15 protein-coding genes are annotated in these 17406 nt (G+C 70.8%); 3 read left to right on the top strand and 12 right to left on the bottom strand.

Features of this window, described 5'->3' with window-relative positions; genetic code table 11:
• Positions 1–83: 83 nt before the first annotated feature.
• The 3 genes from ACN469_RS38440 to ACN469_RS38430 all read left to right on the top strand — a co-directional run bounded on the left by ACN469_RS38440 (position 84) and on the right by ACN469_RS38430 (position 3503).
• Positions 84–1097 carry a Gfo/Idh/MocA family protein gene (locus ACN469_RS38440; protein ID WP_498776460.1) on the top strand — a complete coding sequence of 338 codons (1014 nt, stop codon included), beginning with the start codon at positions 84–86 and terminating at the stop codon, positions 1095–1097.
• A 130-nt stretch (positions 1098–1227) separates the two neighbouring features.
• Positions 1228–2796, top strand: a complete 1569-nt coding sequence (locus tag ACN469_RS38435) for a Ycf46 family AAA ATPase (RefSeq protein WP_498776458.1) — start codon at positions 1228–1230, stop codon at positions 2794–2796.
• Entirely contained in the window at positions 2793–3503 is a 711-nt protein-coding gene (locus ACN469_RS38430) for a hypothetical protein (RefSeq protein ID WP_498776456.1), read from the top strand. The genes ACN469_RS38435 and ACN469_RS38430 overlap by 4 nt, the downstream gene beginning before the upstream one ends.
• 67 nt (positions 3504–3570) lie before the next feature.
• Here ACN469_RS38430 and ACN469_RS38425 read toward each other — a convergent pair whose 3' ends face one another.
• The 12 genes from ACN469_RS38425 to ACN469_RS38370 all read right to left on the bottom strand — a co-directional run bounded on the left by ACN469_RS38425 (position 3571) and on the right by ACN469_RS38370 (position 17337).
• Positions 3571–4854 (bottom strand): SH3 domain-containing protein, encoded by a 1284-nt coding sequence (locus ACN469_RS38425; protein WP_498776454.1) that lies wholly within the window; start codon positions 4852–4854, stop codon positions 3571–3573.
• A 118-nt stretch (positions 4855–4972) separates the two neighbouring features.
• A complete protein-coding gene (gene larC / locus ACN469_RS38420; protein WP_498776452.1) occupies positions 4973–6145 on the bottom strand; it encodes a nickel pincer cofactor biosynthesis protein LarC in 1173 nt (390 codons plus the stop codon).
• Positions 6146–6150: 5 nt separating this feature from the next.
• On the bottom strand, positions 6151–6903 hold the full coding sequence (larB, locus tag ACN469_RS38415; RefSeq protein WP_498776450.1) for a nickel pincer cofactor biosynthesis protein LarB: 753 nt from the start codon (positions 6901–6903) through the stop codon (positions 6151–6153).
• Between the two features lie 24 nt (positions 6904–6927).
• Positions 6928–7527 carry a chemotaxis protein CheC gene (locus ACN469_RS38410; protein ID WP_498776448.1) on the bottom strand — a complete coding sequence of 200 codons (600 nt, stop codon included), beginning with the start codon at positions 7525–7527 and terminating at the stop codon, positions 6928–6930.
• Positions 7524–9968, bottom strand: coding sequence for a chemotaxis protein CheA (locus tag ACN469_RS38405; RefSeq protein WP_498776446.1), 2445 nt, complete (start codon positions 9966–9968; stop codon positions 7524–7526). The genes ACN469_RS38410 and ACN469_RS38405 overlap by 4 nt, the downstream gene beginning before the upstream one ends.
• Before the next feature lie 50 nt (positions 9969–10018).
• Positions 10019–10387, bottom strand: a complete 369-nt coding sequence (locus ACN469_RS38400) for a response regulator (protein ID WP_015352829.1) — start codon at positions 10385–10387, stop codon at positions 10019–10021.
• Between the two features lie 75 nt (positions 10388–10462).
• Positions 10463–10885, bottom strand: coding sequence for a chemotaxis protein CheW (locus tag ACN469_RS38395; RefSeq protein WP_498776444.1), 423 nt, complete (start codon positions 10883–10885; stop codon positions 10463–10465).
• A 15-nt stretch (positions 10886–10900) separates the two neighbouring features.
• The gene (locus ACN469_RS38390; protein WP_498776442.1) at positions 10901–11473 is read right to left on the bottom strand and encodes an MmcQ/YjbR family DNA-binding protein; all 573 of its coding nucleotides are present in this window, start codon (positions 11471–11473) and stop codon (positions 10901–10903) included.
• On the bottom strand, positions 11470–12795 hold the full coding sequence (locus ACN469_RS38385; protein WP_498776440.1) for a methyl-accepting chemotaxis protein: 1326 nt from the start codon (positions 12793–12795) through the stop codon (positions 11470–11472). The genes ACN469_RS38390 and ACN469_RS38385 overlap by 4 nt, the downstream gene beginning before the upstream one ends.
• Positions 12796–12928: 133 nt before the next feature.
• Positions 12929–13861, bottom strand: coding sequence for a thiamine-phosphate kinase (gene thiL, locus ACN469_RS38380; RefSeq protein WP_498776438.1), 933 nt, complete (start codon positions 13859–13861; stop codon positions 12929–12931).
• 53 nt (positions 13862–13914) lie between these two features.
• Positions 13915–15441 carry a hypothetical protein gene (locus ACN469_RS38375; protein ID WP_498776436.1) on the bottom strand — a complete coding sequence of 509 codons (1527 nt, stop codon included), beginning with the start codon at positions 15439–15441 and terminating at the stop codon, positions 13915–13917.
• A 144-nt stretch (positions 15442–15585) separates the two neighbouring features.
• The gene (locus ACN469_RS38370) at positions 15586–17337 is read right to left on the bottom strand and encodes a Hint domain-containing protein (protein WP_498776434.1); all 1752 of its coding nucleotides are present in this window, start codon (positions 17335–17337) and stop codon (positions 15586–15588) included.
• Positions 17338–17406 lie beyond the last annotated feature (69 nt).

Genomic DNA, 17406 nt, shown 5'->3' with positions numbered 1-17406 from the left:
AGGCCGGGCGGCGCGCGCAGCATGGCATGTCCCAAGAGGAGGCGTGCACGCCCGGCCCGCCGTCTCTGGCAGGCTGTGTCGCCATGGCGCGCATCGGAATCATCGGGACGAAGTGGGGGCGAATGCACGTGGGAGCCTTTCGCGCGGCAGGCGCGGACATCGCGGCCCTGTGCGGACGTGACCCGGTGACCACCCGAGCCGTGGCCGAGCAAGAGCACATTCCCCTGGCCACCACGGACGTCAACCAGCTGTGCGCCGCCGTGGACGTGGTGGTGGTCGCCAGCCCGGACGCGGTGCACATCGAGCACGTGCTCGCCGCCCTGGACGCCGGTCGCGCCGTGTTCTGCGAGAAGCCCCTGGCTCGCACCGTCGAGGACGCGCGCCTCCTGGCTCGGCGCGCCCGCGAGGCTCCGACTCCCAGCGCCGTCAATTTCCCCTATCGCATGCTGCCGCCCCTGCGAGCCCTGAAGCACTGGCTCGAAGGCCGCGCCGTGCGACACCTCGTCCTCTCGCTGCGCAACGGCTTCATGCCCATCGCCGACGAAACCACGGACGCTCCGCGCACGGGCGAGTCCGGTGACTGGGGCGGTCTCTCCCACGTCATCGACGCGGCCTTGTGGCTGACGGGACAGTCCCCCGGCTGGGTGCAGGCCACGCTCTCCGGCCGCCCCGTGCACACCGCCGCGCTGCACGTGGGGCTCTCCTCCGGCGCCGTGCTGGTGCTCACGCATGCCGCATGTCCGGAGCCAGGGCTTCACGGCGGATGGACACTGCTCGGCCACGACTGGGAGGTGGGCTTCTCCGGTGGCTACGTGCCCTCGCGCGGCGGCTGGTGCATCTCCCCCGTGCGAGCCTTCGAGCACGGCACCTGGAAGGACGTGGCCCCCGGTGTCGAGCCCCGCCCCGGTGAGCCCGAGCCCTGGGCCCGCGCCCACGAGGAAGGCGCGCGCCGATTCCTCGGCCTGTTGCACGGTGCGCCTCGCGACGGACTCGCCACCGTGGACGATGGCGCCACCGTGCAGGAGGTCATCGCGGCGGCGCTCCGCTCCGACGAGGAGGGCCGGAGGGTCCACGTGCTTTCCACTTCGGAGGGGTGAAGGACGCGCCGCGACAAGGGCCCACCCTGGTCATGCCAGGCCAGCCCGCGCAGAGCCCTGTCCGTCTCACGCCAGTATGTGGGCACCCGTGTTTTCGCTTCCGCGCGGTGCCCACTAAAGTACCGGGCACATGTCGTCCTTCTCCCCCGGCAGCGCCCGCGTCCCCCGCCCCGCCGAGCCGTGGCTCGAGGAGCTCGACATCTTCGTGCGGGCTCGCTACCCGCTGCTCTACCTGGTCTCGTGGGAGGAGCACCGCGTGGACGCCATCCTCGCGGAGCTGGCGCGCGCGCACGGCAAGGCCCTCTTCACCTGGTCCATCACCCGGGGCCTGCGCAACATGGGCACCTCGCGCACCGCGCCCCTGCCCGAGGACACGCGCAACCCCATCGACGCGATGGCCGCCATCGAGAAGCTGGGCGAGCCCGCGCTGGTGGTGCTCAAGGACTTCCATCCCTACCTCGAGGACCGAGGCGTGGTGCGCGCCCTGCGCGAGCTGGCGCACTTCCTCAAGAGCACCTTCACCACCGTCATCCTCCTGTCGCCCACCCTGCTCATCCCCGTGGAGCTGGAGAAGGAGATTTCGGTCATCGACGTACCCATGCCCGGGTACAACGACCTGCTCCAGCTCTTGAAAGAGATTGTCGCGGTGGTGCGGCGGACGAACAAAGCCACCATCGACCTGTCGCGGGACCACGCCGACCAGCTCATCAAGGCGGCGATGGGGCTGACCATGGCCGAGGCGGAGAACGCCTTCGCCAAGGCCATCGCGCATGACGGCAAGCTGGGCCCCGAGGACATCAAGCGCATCCAGGACGAGAAGCGGCAGGTGATTCGCAAGAGCGGGTTGCTCGAGTACTACCCGCCCGATGAGACGCTGGGGAACGTGGGCGGGCTGGAGAGCCTCAAGGGGTGGCTGAGCCAGCGCACCGCGGCCTTCGGCGAGCGGGCCCGCCAGTTCGGTCTGCCCGAGCCTCGGGGCCTGCTGCTGCTGGGCGTGCAGGGCTGCGGCAAGAGCCTCACCGCGAAGGCCGTGTCAGCGCACTGGAACCTGCCGCTGTTGCGGCTGGACATGGGCCGCATCTTCAGCGGGCTGATTGGCTCCTCCGAGGAGAACCTGCGCAAGGCCATCCGCGTGGCGGAGAGCGTGGCGCCGGTAGTCCTATGGGTGGACGAAATCGAGAAGGGGCTGTCCGGCGTGGCCTCCTCTGGCGCGGGGGACACCGGCGTGTCAGCGCGCGTCTTCGGCACCCTGCTGACGTGGCTCCAGGAGAAGACGGCGCCGGTGTTCGTGGTGGCCACGGCCAACCGCATCGACGGACTGCCGCCCGAAGTCCTGCGCAAGGGACGCTTCGACGAAATCTTCTTCATCGACCTGCCCGAACAGGCCGAGCGCGAGGACATCTTCCGCATCCACCTGCGACGCCGGAAGCGGGCACCGGAGGGCTTCTCGACGAAGGAGCTGGCCACGCTCACCGAGGGCTTCAGCGGCGCCGAAATCGAGCAGGTGGTGGTGGCCGGGCTCTACGAAGCCTTCGCGGAGAACACCGAGCTGGCCCAGCAGCACCTGGTGCGCACCATCAAGGACACCTTCCCGCTGTCGGTGACGATGCACGACGAGATTCGCCGGCTGCGCGACTGGGCCCGAGGCCGCACGCGGCCAGCGTCCTCCGGGAGAGTCCTGCCCCAGAGGGCGACATGAGCTCCAAGCTGTCGCGCTTCCTCCACCTGGAGAAGGACCGGGGCGAGCGCGCGAAGCGGGACGTGACGCCTCAGCTCCAAGATGGAGGACGTCGCTTCGAGGACATCGCCGAGCGCGGCGCGCTGCCCCAGGGCGACGTCCCGGAGGCGCACCTGGAGCGCTTCAAGGCCCAGCCTCCCATGGTGCTGGAGCAGCGGCCCGACACCACGGAGGACGACGGGCCGGACTTTCCCCGCTGCGTCGTCTGCGCGTCGGACAACGGCCGCTATGCGAAGCACTGCCAGCAGTGTGGCGCGGACCTGGGGACGCCCGAGCAGCTCGAATACAGGGAGCAGCGCGCGCGCGAGCAGCGAGAGCAGCGCGCGAAGCAGCGAGGCGTGGAGCGGGAAGACGGACTCCAGCGCCTGGAGCAGGAGCGTCGAGAAGACGCGGAGCGCTACGCGTTCCTCCTCCAGAAGCTGCGCGAGGAGGAGCAGCAGCACGGCGCGTGGCGCATCTTCGCGCGTCACTCCACCGTGGGCACCGGGCTGCTGGCGCTGCTGCCCTCGACGCTCGCGCGGTGCCTCGTCGTGGTGGGCTATGTCGGGCTGTCGTTCGGGCTGATTCGCCTCGGCCAGGGCAGCGTGCGCGGGGTGGGCATCGGGATGTTGTGCTTCCTCTCCCTGCTGTTCACCCCGTGGCGAGCCCGGTTCAGGCGCTGGCGATGACAGGCCCGGGTGCCCGTGCCCCGCCGTGCTGGCGAAGGACGGCCCCCGGACCTGTGGCTCCTCGCGACTACGCGGCCTCGGCCTCGGTCGTCGGACCGTCGATGGCGACGGCGCTGCGGTTGCCACGCATGAACGCATCGAGCTTCTCGGGAGACACCTCGATGGGCGCCTTCGAGGGATGCGCGGGGTCGCACACGATGAAGTTGCCCTCGTCCGTCATGCCCACCACGGCGACGAAGTGCTCGATGGCGCCACCTCCCTGCGCCCAGGTGTCCGTCTTCTTCTCGGTGGCGAGGGTGAACTCACCCGCCGCGTTCGCGTCGGGGAGGCTGTCGCCGTTGGCGTCCACGTAGACGCGGCCCTCGGGAGCCCTCAGCGCCTCGGGCGTCTGGTCCGTCGCGGACGAGTACTCGAAGAACGAGCCGGAGACGACCACCGTGCTGCCGTCGCGGATGGCCTCCGCGATGGCCTCCGGATTCGTCCCCGGCCGGTAGAAGGTGCCGCCCGCGGCCGTCACCGCGTTCTCGATGTCCGTGGTGCCGGTGAAGCTCCCGTTCTCCCCCAGCGCGTAGACGACCTCGCCCTGGTCATTCGTGCCGACGCCGTCATCGCCGGAGTCGTTCTCATGGTTGCCCCAGTAGCGCACCGCCTGCACGTCCGCGCCCGTGGTGCCCTGCCCCGTCGTGGTGACGAGGTCGGGGATGGCCGGAATCTCCAGGCCCTCGTTGCGCAGCGCCGTGAGCGTGGCGGAAGGGCCACAGTTGGCGTTCTCGCCGTCGCCGCCCACGTCACCCTCGGCGCCGAACTGGTCCACGTAGACGTCCTGGTACTCCGCCGCGGCCTCCGTGTTGTCGGAGCCAGGGACTCCCGCCGCCACCGGCGCCTGGGCCGCCTCGGCCTCCGTCAGCTCCCGGGTGAACTCCGTGCTCACCCAGCCCGTGCTCCCATCGGGCCCGCGCACGTAGACGAACCCGGCCTGCTCCGGCGAGCCTTGAGGCGGCGCGATGACCTCCAGTCGGGCCCCATTGTTGAAGCCACCGAGGTCCGCCGAGGACGCGTCCGGGCTCGCGCGCAGATTCACCCCAATCCCCGAGTCCACCTGGAGCTTGTCGCCCACCTCCAGCGTGGCGTTACCCTGCCCCCCTCCAAAAGCCTCGGCGGGTGGAGGCGGCGGCGGAACGTCCAGCGACACCCGTGAGCGCGAGCGATTCGCCTGCTCGAACGACGACACCCCAAAGTTCATCGCCGCCTTGGCCACCGGCTGAAGCGGCGGCGGCACCGTCTTCTCGATGGCGGCGTTCGCGACAGTCCGGATGACCGGCCCCAGGCCTCTACGGATTGCATCAGTCATGGAAGCTCCCCCCTCTTGCTTTAAACAAACCAGCGAGAATGTTTTCGCATGGCCGTGCCCCACGGTTCATCCGTCAGGTGGCCGCGAGGGGCTTCGCGGCCTGGGGTGACAGCGCGATTCAGCTCGGGAGGCCGAGCGCCACCAGCGCGGCGGCGACCACCTGCTTGAGCGGGACACCCGCGGCCTCGGCGACGCGGCGGCAGTCCTCGAACTCGGGGTGGGCATTGAGCACGGCGCCCTCGCGCAGGCCGCGCTTCACGCGCACCCGGCCCCACGGCGTCTCCACCTCCACCCAGTCGCGCTCCAGCGCCTGTCGCTCCACGCGGTGGTAGCGCACGCCCAGCGTGGTGGACTCGCGCAGCAGCGTGTCCACCACCTTGTCGCGAAGGCCGCCTTCCACCAGGGCGCTCAGCAGGTGTCCGGGGCGGCTCTTCTTCATGACCACGGGCGTCACCCACGCATCCAGCGCGTCGACGGCGAGCAGCCGCTCCACCAGGTGCCCCAGCAGCTGCGGCGTGGCGTCGTCCAGGTTGGCCTCCACCACCCACAGCCCTTCCGAGCGCGTCGCCTCCATGCGCCCCAGGGAGGCCCTCAGCACGTTGGGCCTGTCCTTGAAGTCCTTGGTGCCGACGCCGTAGCCCACCTTCTCCACGATGAAGTCGGGAGGATGGCCGATGTGCGCGAGCACCTTGAGCAGCGCCGCGCCGGTGGGCGTCGTCAGCTCGCCCACGCCCTCGAAGCGCACGGGCACATCGCGCAGCAGCTCCAGCGTGGCCGGCACCGGAATGGGCATGGTGCCGTGCGCCACGCGGATGGAGCCGCTGCCCAGCGGGGGCGGCGCCGCGTGGACCTCCGGGTCGCCCAACAACTCCAGCACCACCGCCGCGCCGCAGATGTCGACGATGGAGTCCACCGCGCCCACCTCGTGGAAGTGGATGTCGTCGATGGACACGCCGTGGACCTTCGCCTCGGCCTCGCCGATGGCACGGAACACCGCGAGCGCGCGCTCCTTCACGCGAGGCGACAGCGTGGACGCGGACTCGATGAGGTGGCGGATGTCCGCGTAGGCACGGTGCGGGTGCGCCTCGCGCGTGTCCAGCACCACGTCCAGGTGGGTGCCGCTGATGGCGTGGCGCACGGCGCGACTCACCGCCAGCTTCCACCCCGGGACGCTCAGGCCGCGCAGCGCGGCTTCAATCGCCTCGGGCGCCAGGCCCAGGTCGATGCCCGCCGCCAGGAACATGTCCCCGGCGATGCCACCCACCGGCTCCAGGTAGAGGATGCGTCGCATGGCGCTCACCGCCGCCCCTTGGTGCGCGAGACGAGGGCCGCGTAGAAGCCTCCGCCGAAGCCGTTGTCGATGTTCATCGTCGCCACGTTGGAGGCGCACGAGTTCACCATCGCCAGGAGCGCGGACAGGCCCTTGAAGTTGGCGCCGTAGCCCACGGACGTGGGCACCGCGACGACGGGGATGCCGACCAGGCCCCCCAGCGCGCTCGCCAGCGCCCCTTCCATGCCGGCCACCACCACCGCGACGTGGCACTCCTGGATTTCCTCCCGGCGCCGCAACAGCCGGTGGATGCCCGCCACGCCCACGTCGTAGACGCGCCGCACCTCCGCGCCCATGGCCTCGGCCGTCACGGCGGCCTCCTCCGCCACGGGGATGTCGCTGGTGCCCGCGGTGACGACGGCCACCTTGCCCGAGCGCACCTTGCCCTGCTTGAGATGGAAGATGCGCGCCACCGGGTGGTACAGCCCCTTGGGGAAGCGCGACACGAGGACTTCGGCCTTCTCCGGCTGCAGCCGCGTCACCAGCACCGTCTGCTTGCGCTCCACCAGCGCGCCGACGATGCCCAGCAGCTGCTCCAGCGTCTTCGGCTCCCCCAGCACCACTTCCGGGAAGCCGAAGCGGAGGTTGCGGTGGGTGTCGAGCGTCGCGTAGCCCAGCTCCGCGAAGGGCAAATCCTTGAGCTTGCCCACGGCCGAATCCACCGAGACGCGGCCCGACTTCACGCTCCCCAGGAGCTGCTTCAGCGCCTTCTCATCCATGGGGCCCGTCTACTCCGAAACGGGCTACACGCCCAGCCGCGCCAGGAGCGCCCGGGAGCTCTCCCGCTCCAGCACCAGGAGCAGCTGCCCGCTCACCGGAGGCGTCGCCGACGCCATGAAGCGCGCCTCCAGCACCACCACGCGGGTGGCGTCGCCCTCCACCTGGGCCACCGCCGCGTCCACCAGCGCCCGCGCCGAGTCCCGGCGCAGGGTGGGCACCGACGGCATCAGCCGCCACGACGTCAGCTTGCCGATGGCGGACAGGCAGGCGCTCGCGACGATGTTGGCGGCCTCCGACACCGCGCTGTCGCGCTCGGCCTGCCCGGTCTCCTGCCCACCCAGCAGCAGCGTCTCCAGCGCGTTTCCGTCCGCGAGCGGCATCGCCAGCATCAACACGCCGCGCAGCGCGCCGGTGATGGCGAGCCAGGCCGCCACCGCGGGCGCGTCGCCGCCCAACAACCCCACGGCGTCCGCCGGGCCGGTGAGCACCACGCGAGGGACGGACAGGTCCACCTGGCGCCCGCCCATCAGCCGGGAGAGGGCGTTGGCGGCATGGCCGCAGCCGATGTTGGCCACCTCGCGCAGGGCATCGAGCTGCGCGTCGCTGGGAAGGGGAAAGCTCACGCGGAGAGTAACCTCGGCACATCCAGGATGAAGACCGGACGGCCGCTTCCGAGGATGGTCACACCGGAGAGCCCCGGCAACAAATCCAACGGCCGGGACAGCGGCTTGAGCACCACTTCCTCCTGCCCCAGGAGCCGGTCCACGCCCAGCGCCACCCGGCCGGAGTCACCCTCCATCACCACGAAGGGCCGCACGCCCCGCATGCCCGGCGTCGGCACCCCGACGAGCGTGTCCAGCGCATGCACGGGCAAGAGCGAGTTGCCATGCGGCAGGAGCGCCGTCTCCCGGCTGCGACTGAGCGCGTCGCCGTCCGCCTCCGTGGCGCCCACCACCTTGGCGATGGGCAGGCCGAAGACCTCGTCCCCCACCTCCACCAGCAGCAGGTGCACCACCGCCACCGTCAGCGGCAGCCGCAGCGTGAAGCGCGTGCCCCGGCCCGGCTCGCTGTCGATTTCGAGCGTGCCGCCCACGCTCTCCACCACGCGCTTGACGGCGTCCATGCCCACGCCCCGGCCGGAGATGTCCGTGATGTCCTTCGCCGTGGACACGCCCGGCAGGCACGACAGCATGAACGCTTCCCGGTCCGTCAGCCGCGTGGCGACCTCGGGCGGAAGCAGTCCACGCGCCACCGCCGCGGCCTTCAGCTTCGCGGGGTTCATGCCCCGGCCGTCGTCCTCCAGCTCGATGATGACGCGGTCCCTGGCTCGCTTGACGGCCACGAGCACGCGTCCGCGCGGGCCCTTCTTCGCGGCGATGCGCTCCTCGGGGGACTCCAGGCCGTGGTCGATGCAGTTGCGCAGCAGGTGCAGCAGCGGGTCCGACAGCTCGTCGAGGATGGCGCGGTCCAGCTCGATTTCGGCGCCGGTGATGACCAGGTCGACCTCGCGCTCCTTGCGGCGGGCGATGTCGCGCGCCGCGCGGGGCAGCCGGTCGGTGATGAGCGACAGCGGCGTCATGCGCGCCGACATCACCTTGTCGTGCAGGTCCTTCACCAGCGTGTGCAGCCGGTAGACGCCCTCGTCCAGCACGGGCCGCACGTTCTCCGGCAGCACCTTGCCCACCTCGCGCAGGCGCGCCGTGGCGAGCATCAGCTCACCCACCGTGTCGAGGAAGTAGTCGAGCAGCTCCGTGCGCACGCGCACCGTGCGCGACGAGGAGTCACCCGAGACACGGCCGCCTTCAGCCGCCGCCGTGGGAACCACCACGGGCAGCGCGATGGCCACGGCCGGCTTCACCGAGACGACGTCCACCTCCGCCACGTTCTTGAGCGAGGCCTGGATGCCCGCCTCGCCCACCGACGTCTCAATCTCCAGTTGGATGTAGCCGTCTGGGATTCGCCCGGCCTTCAGCTCCTCCAGCGCGGGCCGCAGGTCCACCAGCGTGCCCAGGTTGGTGAGCCGCTTGTGCACCAGGAAGGCGCGCACGCCGGGCACCTGGCACGTGGGGGAGATGCGCAGCCGCACCGCCCAGCGCTGGGTGGCGCGGCCGTCGGCGGAGACCTCTCCGGGCAGCGGGCCACCGGAGGCCGCCTTGAGCGCCGTCCCCAGGTCGGCCACCAGCGCCTCGGTGAGCACCGGCGGGGTCGCCGTGGGCGCGCTGCCGTTGCCGGAGGCCGGAGGCGCGCCGATGCCCAGCACCTCGCGAACGCCACCGGCGCCGTTCTCCAACACGGTCAGCCGAGGCGGCGCGTCCAGCGCGCCCGAGGCCTGAGCGCCAGAGGGCGTGTCGCCCCCCGGGCCCGCCACTCCACCGGAGCCGACCTCCGTCGAGAGAGCCGACGACCCGGCCGCGCCTCCGCCCGAGCCAGACTCGGAGGAAGGCGAAGGCGCGGAGCCCGTGGAGCCGGCTCCCGAGGAGCCCGAACCACCGCTGCCCGACGAGTCCGTGCCGGCACCGGACGCAGGGGCCGCGCCCCCACTGCCCGACGAGCCGGAGCCGGACGCGGGGCCCGCGCCGCCGCTGCCCGATGAACCCGAGCCGGAGTCCCCTCCGCCCTCGGGGTCCTCGGGCTTGTTCACGGTGACCTTGGCGACGCGGGTGGCGGTGGGCGCATGGCCCGTCATCGCCGTGACGCGGACACCCAGTTGCGCCAGCAGCGCCGTCGCATCATCCGGGGGACGGCCATCGGCCACGGCGCGCACCTGCGCCAGCAGCGTGTCCGAGGCACTCAGCAGCAGGTCCACCAGGTCCCGGTCCAGCCGGCCACGGTCCTGCCGCACGGCGTCCACCAGGTCTTCCACCCGATGCGCGACGATGGCGATGGGCTCGAAGCCCATCGACGACGCCATGCCCTTCACCGAGTGGGCATGGCGGAACATCGAGTCCACCGAGCTCGAGGAGCCCTCGCGCTCCAACTGCACCAGGTCCCGCCCGAGCGCCTCGAGGTGCTCGGTGGCCTCCGAGATGAAGAGGCCCAGGTAGCGGGACATGTCCATCGTCATGGCCCGACCTCGTCAGGAAGCGCCGCGAAACCGCCCGGAGGCGATGCCGCTCACGCCTCTCCCAGGACCTTCTTCACCACGGCCAGCACATCCTCGGCCCGGAACGGCTTGACGATGAAGTCCGAGGCACCCGCCTCGATGGCCTCCATCACCAGGCTCTCCTGCCCGAGCGCGGAGCACATGATGACCACCGCGCTGCTGTCGTGCTTGATGATCTCCCGCGTGGCCTCGATGCCGCTCTTGAAGGGCATCACGATGTCCATCGTGGTGAGGTCAGGCTTGAGCTCCTTGTACTTCTCCACGGCCTCCAGACCGTTGGCCGCTTCGCCGACGACCTCGAACCCTCCAGACGCGAAGATGTCCTTGATCATGTTGCGCATGAAGATGGCATCGTCGACGACCAGGACCCGCTTAGCCATGTGAAGAACTCCGCCTCCGAATCGCCTATCCTAGAGGAGCGCGGACACTATCACCCGCGCTTTCCAGGGGGCTACTCACTTGGAATGGGTGAACAAGGCAACCACCGCGGCATCCAGACCCTCTGGATCCAACACGGTCACTCCCAGCCCGCCCAGCCGAGCAACGCCACGGATGGCCGGCGTCAACTTGCCCGGTGCCGTGCTCACTCGCTCCACCGCCTCGATTCCATCCACGTCCGTCACCAACAGTCCCAGATCCCTCCGGCCCCGGTCCAGAAGAACCACGCGGGAGGGCGGCGTGGCACCGTCCGGCAACCCCAGCAGCTGACGCAGCTCCACCACCGTCACCACCCGGCCCCGCAGGTTCATCACCCCTGTAATCGCCGGGGGCGCTCGGGGCACACGGGTGAACCGCTCCGGGGGCACGACGACCTCCCGCACCGCCGACAGTGGCAGCCCGTAGCGCTCCTTCTCCACCCGGAAGATGACGTGCCGCACAGAGGTCGTGTTGTATCAGCTTTGCTTCAGGCGGGCCGCAGTGGCGCGCCGCGCCGTGCGGGGCTTCTTCACCCCGGGCGCCGCCTTCGAATTCTTCGAGGCCGGCGCGACTTTCTTCACCGCCGACGTGGGCTTCTTCCCGACTGACACGGCCTTCTTCCTGGCCGTGGCGGACTTCTTCACCTGGGACGCACGCGGCGCCTTGTTACCCTTGCTTCCACCGGTCAGCGCCTTGGGCGCCACGGCGTTGAAGCTCTCGCGAATCCACAGGGACAGCAGCTCCACCGGAGCCACCTCGCCGGGGGCGAAGCGCGCCGTCACCCAGCCGCTCTTGCCCAGGCCGTAGCCGGTGGGCTCGGCGAAGGGGAGCATCAGCGCCGCCTCGCTGGACTGGGGCAGCTTGGTGGTGACGTGCAGTCCCCGGTCATCCAGGACGAGGACGGCGAACATCTTCCCCCGCACCTTGGCCGTGCGGTGGCCCCACGGAAACTCCTCGGTGACGTCGGGAAACGCCAGCATGACCTCGCGCAGGCGGACTTCCACCGCCCGCAGCGCGGCCTCGGACGACGAAGCGGAGGACTTGCTCATGGCCCCAGACGGAAGCTGCGCACCACGCTCTGCAGCTCGACGGACAGGTTGGTCAGCTCGCTGGCCAGCGACGTCATGCGCGACACGGCGGCCGTCTGCTCCTGGATGACGGACTGGATGGCCTCCGTGGAGGCGGCGTTGTTGCGCGCCACCAGCTTGATCTCCTCGATGGCCTTCACCATCTCCTCGCTGCCCTTGTGCTGCTCGCGGGCGCTCTCGGAGATGAGGTGCACCTTCTCCGAACCCTTGCGGATGGTCTCGGTGATGGCGGTCATGGAGCGCACGATGTTGGTGAGGTCCTCGCGGCCCTCGGCCAGCTCCGCGATGCCTTCCTTCATGGCGCTCACCACGGAGGTGGACTGTCCGGAGATATCCCGCGCCAGCTTGGAGATCTGCTCGGCGGAGCGGCCCGCGCTCTCCGCCAGCTTGCGCACCTCGTCGGCCACCACCGCGAAGCCGCGGCCGTACTCACCCGCGCGCGCCGCTTCAATCGTCGCGTTGAGCGCCAGCAAGTTCGTCTGCTGCGCCACCTGGGTAATCGCGTCGACGATTTTGGAGATCTCCTGCGTCTTCTCGCCGAAGGCGAACACCTGCTGGCTGGCGGACTCGATTCGGTTGAAGACCTTCTTCACCTTGTCGCCGGCCAGCCGCGCCGCCTTGGAGCCGTCCTCCGCCGCGCTGCTCGTCTCCGCCGTCGTGCGCGCCGCGTCCTCGGCGCTGCCCGTCGTGCGCTGGATGCTGCTGGCCATCTCCGTGATGACCTTGGAGGCCTTCGACACGAGCTGCGACTGCGACTCCGCGCCCCCAGCGATGATGTTCATCGACGAGCCCACTTCCTCCGTGGACCCGTTGACGTTCTCCGCCGAGCGCTGCAGGTCGATGGCGGTGTCCGCCACGCTCTTCGCCGTCTCCTGAATCTTGCCCACCAGCTCGCGCAGGTTCTCCTGCATGCGGATGATGGCGCCCGTCAGCTCGTCGATTTCGTCGCGCGTGCGGCCACCCTCGGCGGCCACCGGCTTGGACAAGTCACCCTGCGAAATCTCATACGCGGAGCGGCTGAGCACCTTCACGCGCGTGACGCGCGCCAGCAGCGAGGGCAGCAGCGCCGCCGCGGCGCCGGTGATGAAGATGGCCACGCCCACCCGGAGCGCGTCCTTCCACAACGCGGGGCCCGGGCTCAGCTCCCGGAAGAGCACGTCCGAGGTGAACATCCAGACGGTGAGCAGCAGCCCCAGCACCACATAGCCATTGAGAATCCTCCGGTGGAGGGAGACCTCTTTGGTCGAACGGGGGCCGTCCACGGCGCGCAGCAGCCGTTGCACGGGCTCGCGACGAGGGGTCAGGCCTGGGGCAGTGTCGTCACGTAGGGGACGGCGCACGGGATGCTTTCGGGGGAGGTGCGGAAGCGACCTGGGTTTAGCCTTGCTGTGGGGCAGGGTCAATCCACCCGGGATGCTACCGGAAGTGGTCGAACCCGCCCGGCCGGCGCACCGCGCGCCCCATTTCATCGTGGATCACCCACCCCGCGCCCTCTGAAAGCACGCCCACCCGCGTGACGACGTGCCCGCCCCGAGCACACGCCCGCTCGAATGCCCGGCCGCGCCCTGGCGCCACCGCCAACAGCAGCTCGTAGTCCTCGCCCCCCGCCAGCGCCCCCTCCGGCCCCAGCTCCCTCCGCACCGCCGCCGACATGGGCAGACGCGCCAGCTCCACCGTCGCTCGCACGCCAGATGCGGTGCACAAGTGACCCAGGTCTTGTGCAAGTCCATCGGAAACATCCAGCGCAGCGGACGCGAAGCGCGAGGCGAGCTGGCCCAGGGCCACACGAGGAACGGGGCGGCGCTGGCGGCGCACGGAGGCGCCGCGCGTCAGGCCGGCCTTCAGGTGGACCAGGCCCAGCCTCGCGTCGCCGAGCGTGCCGGACACATAGAGCCAGTCCCCAGGCCGAGCGCCCGAGCGGGTGAGCGGCGGACGGGACAGCTCGCCCGTGGCGGTGACGGTGACGGACAGCTCGCGCGCGGAGGTGAAGTTGCCGCCCACCAGGTCCACGCGGTGCTCGCGCGCCAGCGCGGCCATGCCCCGGGCGATTCCAGAGAGGTGGGCGGGCGGGAAGTCGCGGGGCAGCGCGAGCGCGCAGACGAACCAGCGCGGCGTGGCGCCCATGGCGGCGACGTCGGACAGGTTTACCGCCAGGGCCTTGTGGCCGATGTCCGCCGGGGAGAAGCCCGCGCGGGTGAAGTGCACGTCCTCCACCACGGCGTCGGTGGTGACACACAGCGCGCCGCGCGACGGCGCGAGCACCGCGCAGTCGTCACCTGGCCCCACCGGCACGCGGGCCTTGGGGAAGTGGCGGAGGAAGCGGCGGATGAAGTCGAACTCACCAGGCATCGCCCGGCAGGAAAGACCAGCCGCCGCTCCGAGGCAACGCGCGCGTGCGGCGACTACTGGAACACGCTGACGCCCAGGCCCGGCAGCTCGCCGCCGTGCAACCACGTCGTCACGCCCACGCCCGTGGGCCCCACGGAGAGCCGGGGGTGGCCGCTCCGCGAGGAAGGCGCGGTGTCGAGCAGCAGCGCCCTGCCCCACCCCCGGTTGAAGGAGTAGCGGCTGGTGGCGATGCGGTGGCCGGCCACCAACTGGTGGGACCACACGACGAGCGCCTGGTTGCGGCTCAGGGACACCACCTGCGGGTCCTGGGCCTTGCCCAGGGTGAGGGGCTGCGCGTCCACGTCCTGGCGCTCGCCGAAGCCGCGCGCGAAGTCATAGGGCTGGGCGGACAGTCGGACGAAGCCGGACCGGGCGCGGGGCCAGACCACCATGGCCCGTCCGCCCATCTCCAGGCTGGCCTGCGCCATGCCGGAGGAGCCCAGCGCGTCCTCCACCCTCTGGGCCTCGCCCCAGCCGGTGCCGGGCACGAAGGGCCGTGCCCACAGCTCCACGTTCACCGGGCCCAGCTCGCTCCACAGCGCGAGCGCCGCGCCCCCGGGGCCCGCGAGCGGCTCCGCGTAGAAGCTCTCCACGCCGTCCGGGCTGGTGCGCTCCGCGGCGCTCCACCCCTCGGCGGGCGTCCACCGGCTGAACCAGGTCATGCCAATGCCTTCCAGCTCATCGAACCGCGTCCACCCCACCACCACGTGTCCGTCAGCGCTGACGGACAGCTGCGGCTCCAGGGAGAAGCCCGGCACGGGCGTGTCGATGCGGCGCGCGTCCTCGAAGCCCGCCTCCGGCGAGCCGCGCGTCACCCAGACATTCTCGCTGAACGTGTCCCCGTCGAACCGCGTCCACGCGGCCGTGACAGTGCCAGCCGCGTCGCGAACCACCTCCAGGTGCGTCGCGTCTCCTGGCGGGCGCGTCAGCACGCGGTCCGGCTTGCTCCACCCCTCGCCGCGCGTGTGCAGGGAGAACCACATCAGCTCCGCCGCGGGGCCCTCCTGCTGCAGCCATATCGCGAGCATGCGGCCCTGCCCGTCGGCGACCAGCTGGGGCTGCCGCACCCGAAGCGCGGCCTCCGGGAAGTCGCGCCACAACCCCACCGCCGCCCCGGACGTCCAGCCCGTCTCCGGGAGGTACTCGCTGAACCAGAGCGCCTGGTGGAGGCCGTCGTTCTCCGTCCAGACCGTCATCGCGCGGCCATCCCCGGCCACCGCCACCCGGGGCGTCGCCGTCTCCAGGCCCGGCGTGCCCATCAAGCAGGGCGAGGCCCACCAGGCCCTGCCCTCCACGCCCACCTCCCCCGCGTCCTGGGGCCGGGCCAGCGCCGTCAGCGTCCCGCGCTCGCGCCTGGCCAGCATCGCCTGGAGCCGAGGGTGCGCGCGCACCAGCAGCGGCGCCTGACCGGGCCTGGGCTCCTGGCGAGCGGGGCGCTCCGGACAGAAGTGGGGAGGAGGCGGCGGGGACGGGTCCTCACGACACGCCGAAAGCCCCAGACCCACCACCACCAGCACGCTCACGACGACCGTGTTTCGCATCCGCGCTCCTGCCACTGCCGGGTTGACTGACCTGTTGTCTCGACATGAGGACGCCCCACCCGCGATGAGTCGCGAGTGGGGCGCCGGGTCCGGGCCTGCTCAGGGGAGCAGGCCCGGAAGCTCTTTCACCACGGAGCCCTGGGACTAGCGCTGGCCCGCCACGAACGACGAGGAGCGCTGGTAGTCCTGGTGCCACGAGGCCGGCAGACGCTCCAGCAGCTGGCGGGAGTCGGCCACGGGCGCCGTCAGCTCGCCCTGCATCTCGTTGTCGCCCACGCGGAAGCCGTTGGCGAACAGCGTGTTGGCGCCCTTGCCCGCGCGCGCCAGCTCCGCCTTGGTGCCCAGGCTGAAGTTGTAGACCTTGCCCGCGTACTTCTCGCGGGTGACGGACGTCAGCGTGGCGACACCATCACGGGTGCTGACGCGGTCGGCGACCTTCAGCTTGCCCGCGGCCACGGCCTTGCCGTCCGCCATGATGACCGGGTGCTTGTCGGTGAGGCTCACCGCGTGGCCCTTGTCGTCACGCAGGTTCACCATCGGGTCCAGCTCGCCGCCGACCTGGATGTCGCGCACGGTCAGCGTCTCGCCCTTGTCGTTGGTCACCATCCGGTCGCCGCGCTTGACCTCCTCCACGTTGACGATGCTGCCGTCGGCCAGCGCCACCTTCGTGCCCTCGGCCATGCAGCTGTTCCACACCATGACGCCGTAGCGATAGCGCGGGTCGCTCATCGAACGCACCGTCACCGTGGCGTAGGTGTCCGTCGCGGTGCCGCAGTTCACCTTGGTGCTCACCGTGATGACGTACTCCACCGCCTGGTTGATGATGGTCTGCGACCTGCAATCCTCGGTGGTGCCCGCGACGGGCGCCTCGCGCGTGAAGTCGCCCAGCATCTTGACGGTGGCCGTCTGGTTGCCGACGGAGCCCGCCAGCACCGTCCGCAGGGACAGCTCGGAGCGGCAGGTGCCGCCGGTGATGGGCTTCACCAGGCGAATCTTGGAGCCATCGAGGATTTCCCGGATGACGCAGGCCACGCCGGCCTTGCTGCCCGCGTTGAAGGTGAACTGGGTGGGCACGTAGATCTTCGAGAAGTCCCAGGGCGGCGTCACCGCGAAGTTGTTGGTGGCGTCTCCCACCCAGCTCGTGGTGATGGCCATGTTGCGCATCGCGACGCTCGTCGGCGTGCCGCCGCCCGAGGGCGCCAGCGTGTTGCCCACCGCGGCGTAGTCACAGTCGATGCCGCCGCGCATCAGACACAGCTCCGTGGCGACCTTCCCGCTCGTGGGGACCGACAGCCGGGGGTGGTCCATCGCCAGGTCCGCGCCGCCCGTCGTCGTGCTGGACTTGCCGCGCGCGAAGGTGACGACCTCCTCGCCCGTGTTCTCGTTCATGGCGATCATCATCGAATCGAGGACGACCTGCCGGTCCATGTTGATGGGGATGGCCGGACGGACGATGACGTCGTCGAAGCTCTGGCCGGCCGCGTACTCCTCGCCGGACGCCGAGTCGACGACCGTGGTCTGCGTCTCCGCGTTGTTCGAGTTGAAGGCGACGATGTCCGTGTACACGTAGCTGGCGCCGTTGACACACGCGGCCCAGGGGTTGCTCTCGTAGGTGCGCACCGCGCCGGCGTTCGCGCCGCGGTTGATGCTCAGGAAGTGGTCACAGCCCCAGTTGTTCACCAGGGACGCGCCACGCGCCTCCGTGCCAGCGGACTTGCTCGCCAGGGCCTTCTCGCGCGCCAGCCCCAGCCGCGCGAACAGCTTGGGCGAGTTGCTGGCCGTCTTGCCGGAGCCACGCAGGCGGTTCATCACGAAGCGGTACTGGCCCGGGTCGGCCAGGTCGATGGCGATACCGTCACCCATCACCGGGGACTTCTCCCCGAGGACGCGATGCATGTACCGCGAATCCTCCACCAGGGTCGCGCTGTCCAACCCCCGGTCCGGGGAGCGCAACGCTCCGGCCCA

The organism is Corallococcus terminator, from assembly GCF_049194865.1.
Classification (GTDB): Bacteria; Myxococcota; Myxococcia; order Myxococcales; family Myxococcaceae; genus Myxococcus; species Myxococcus terminator_A.
The sequence above is the reverse complement of the archived record's forward strand: the minus strand, read 5'-3'. Positions and strand labels throughout refer to the sequence as shown.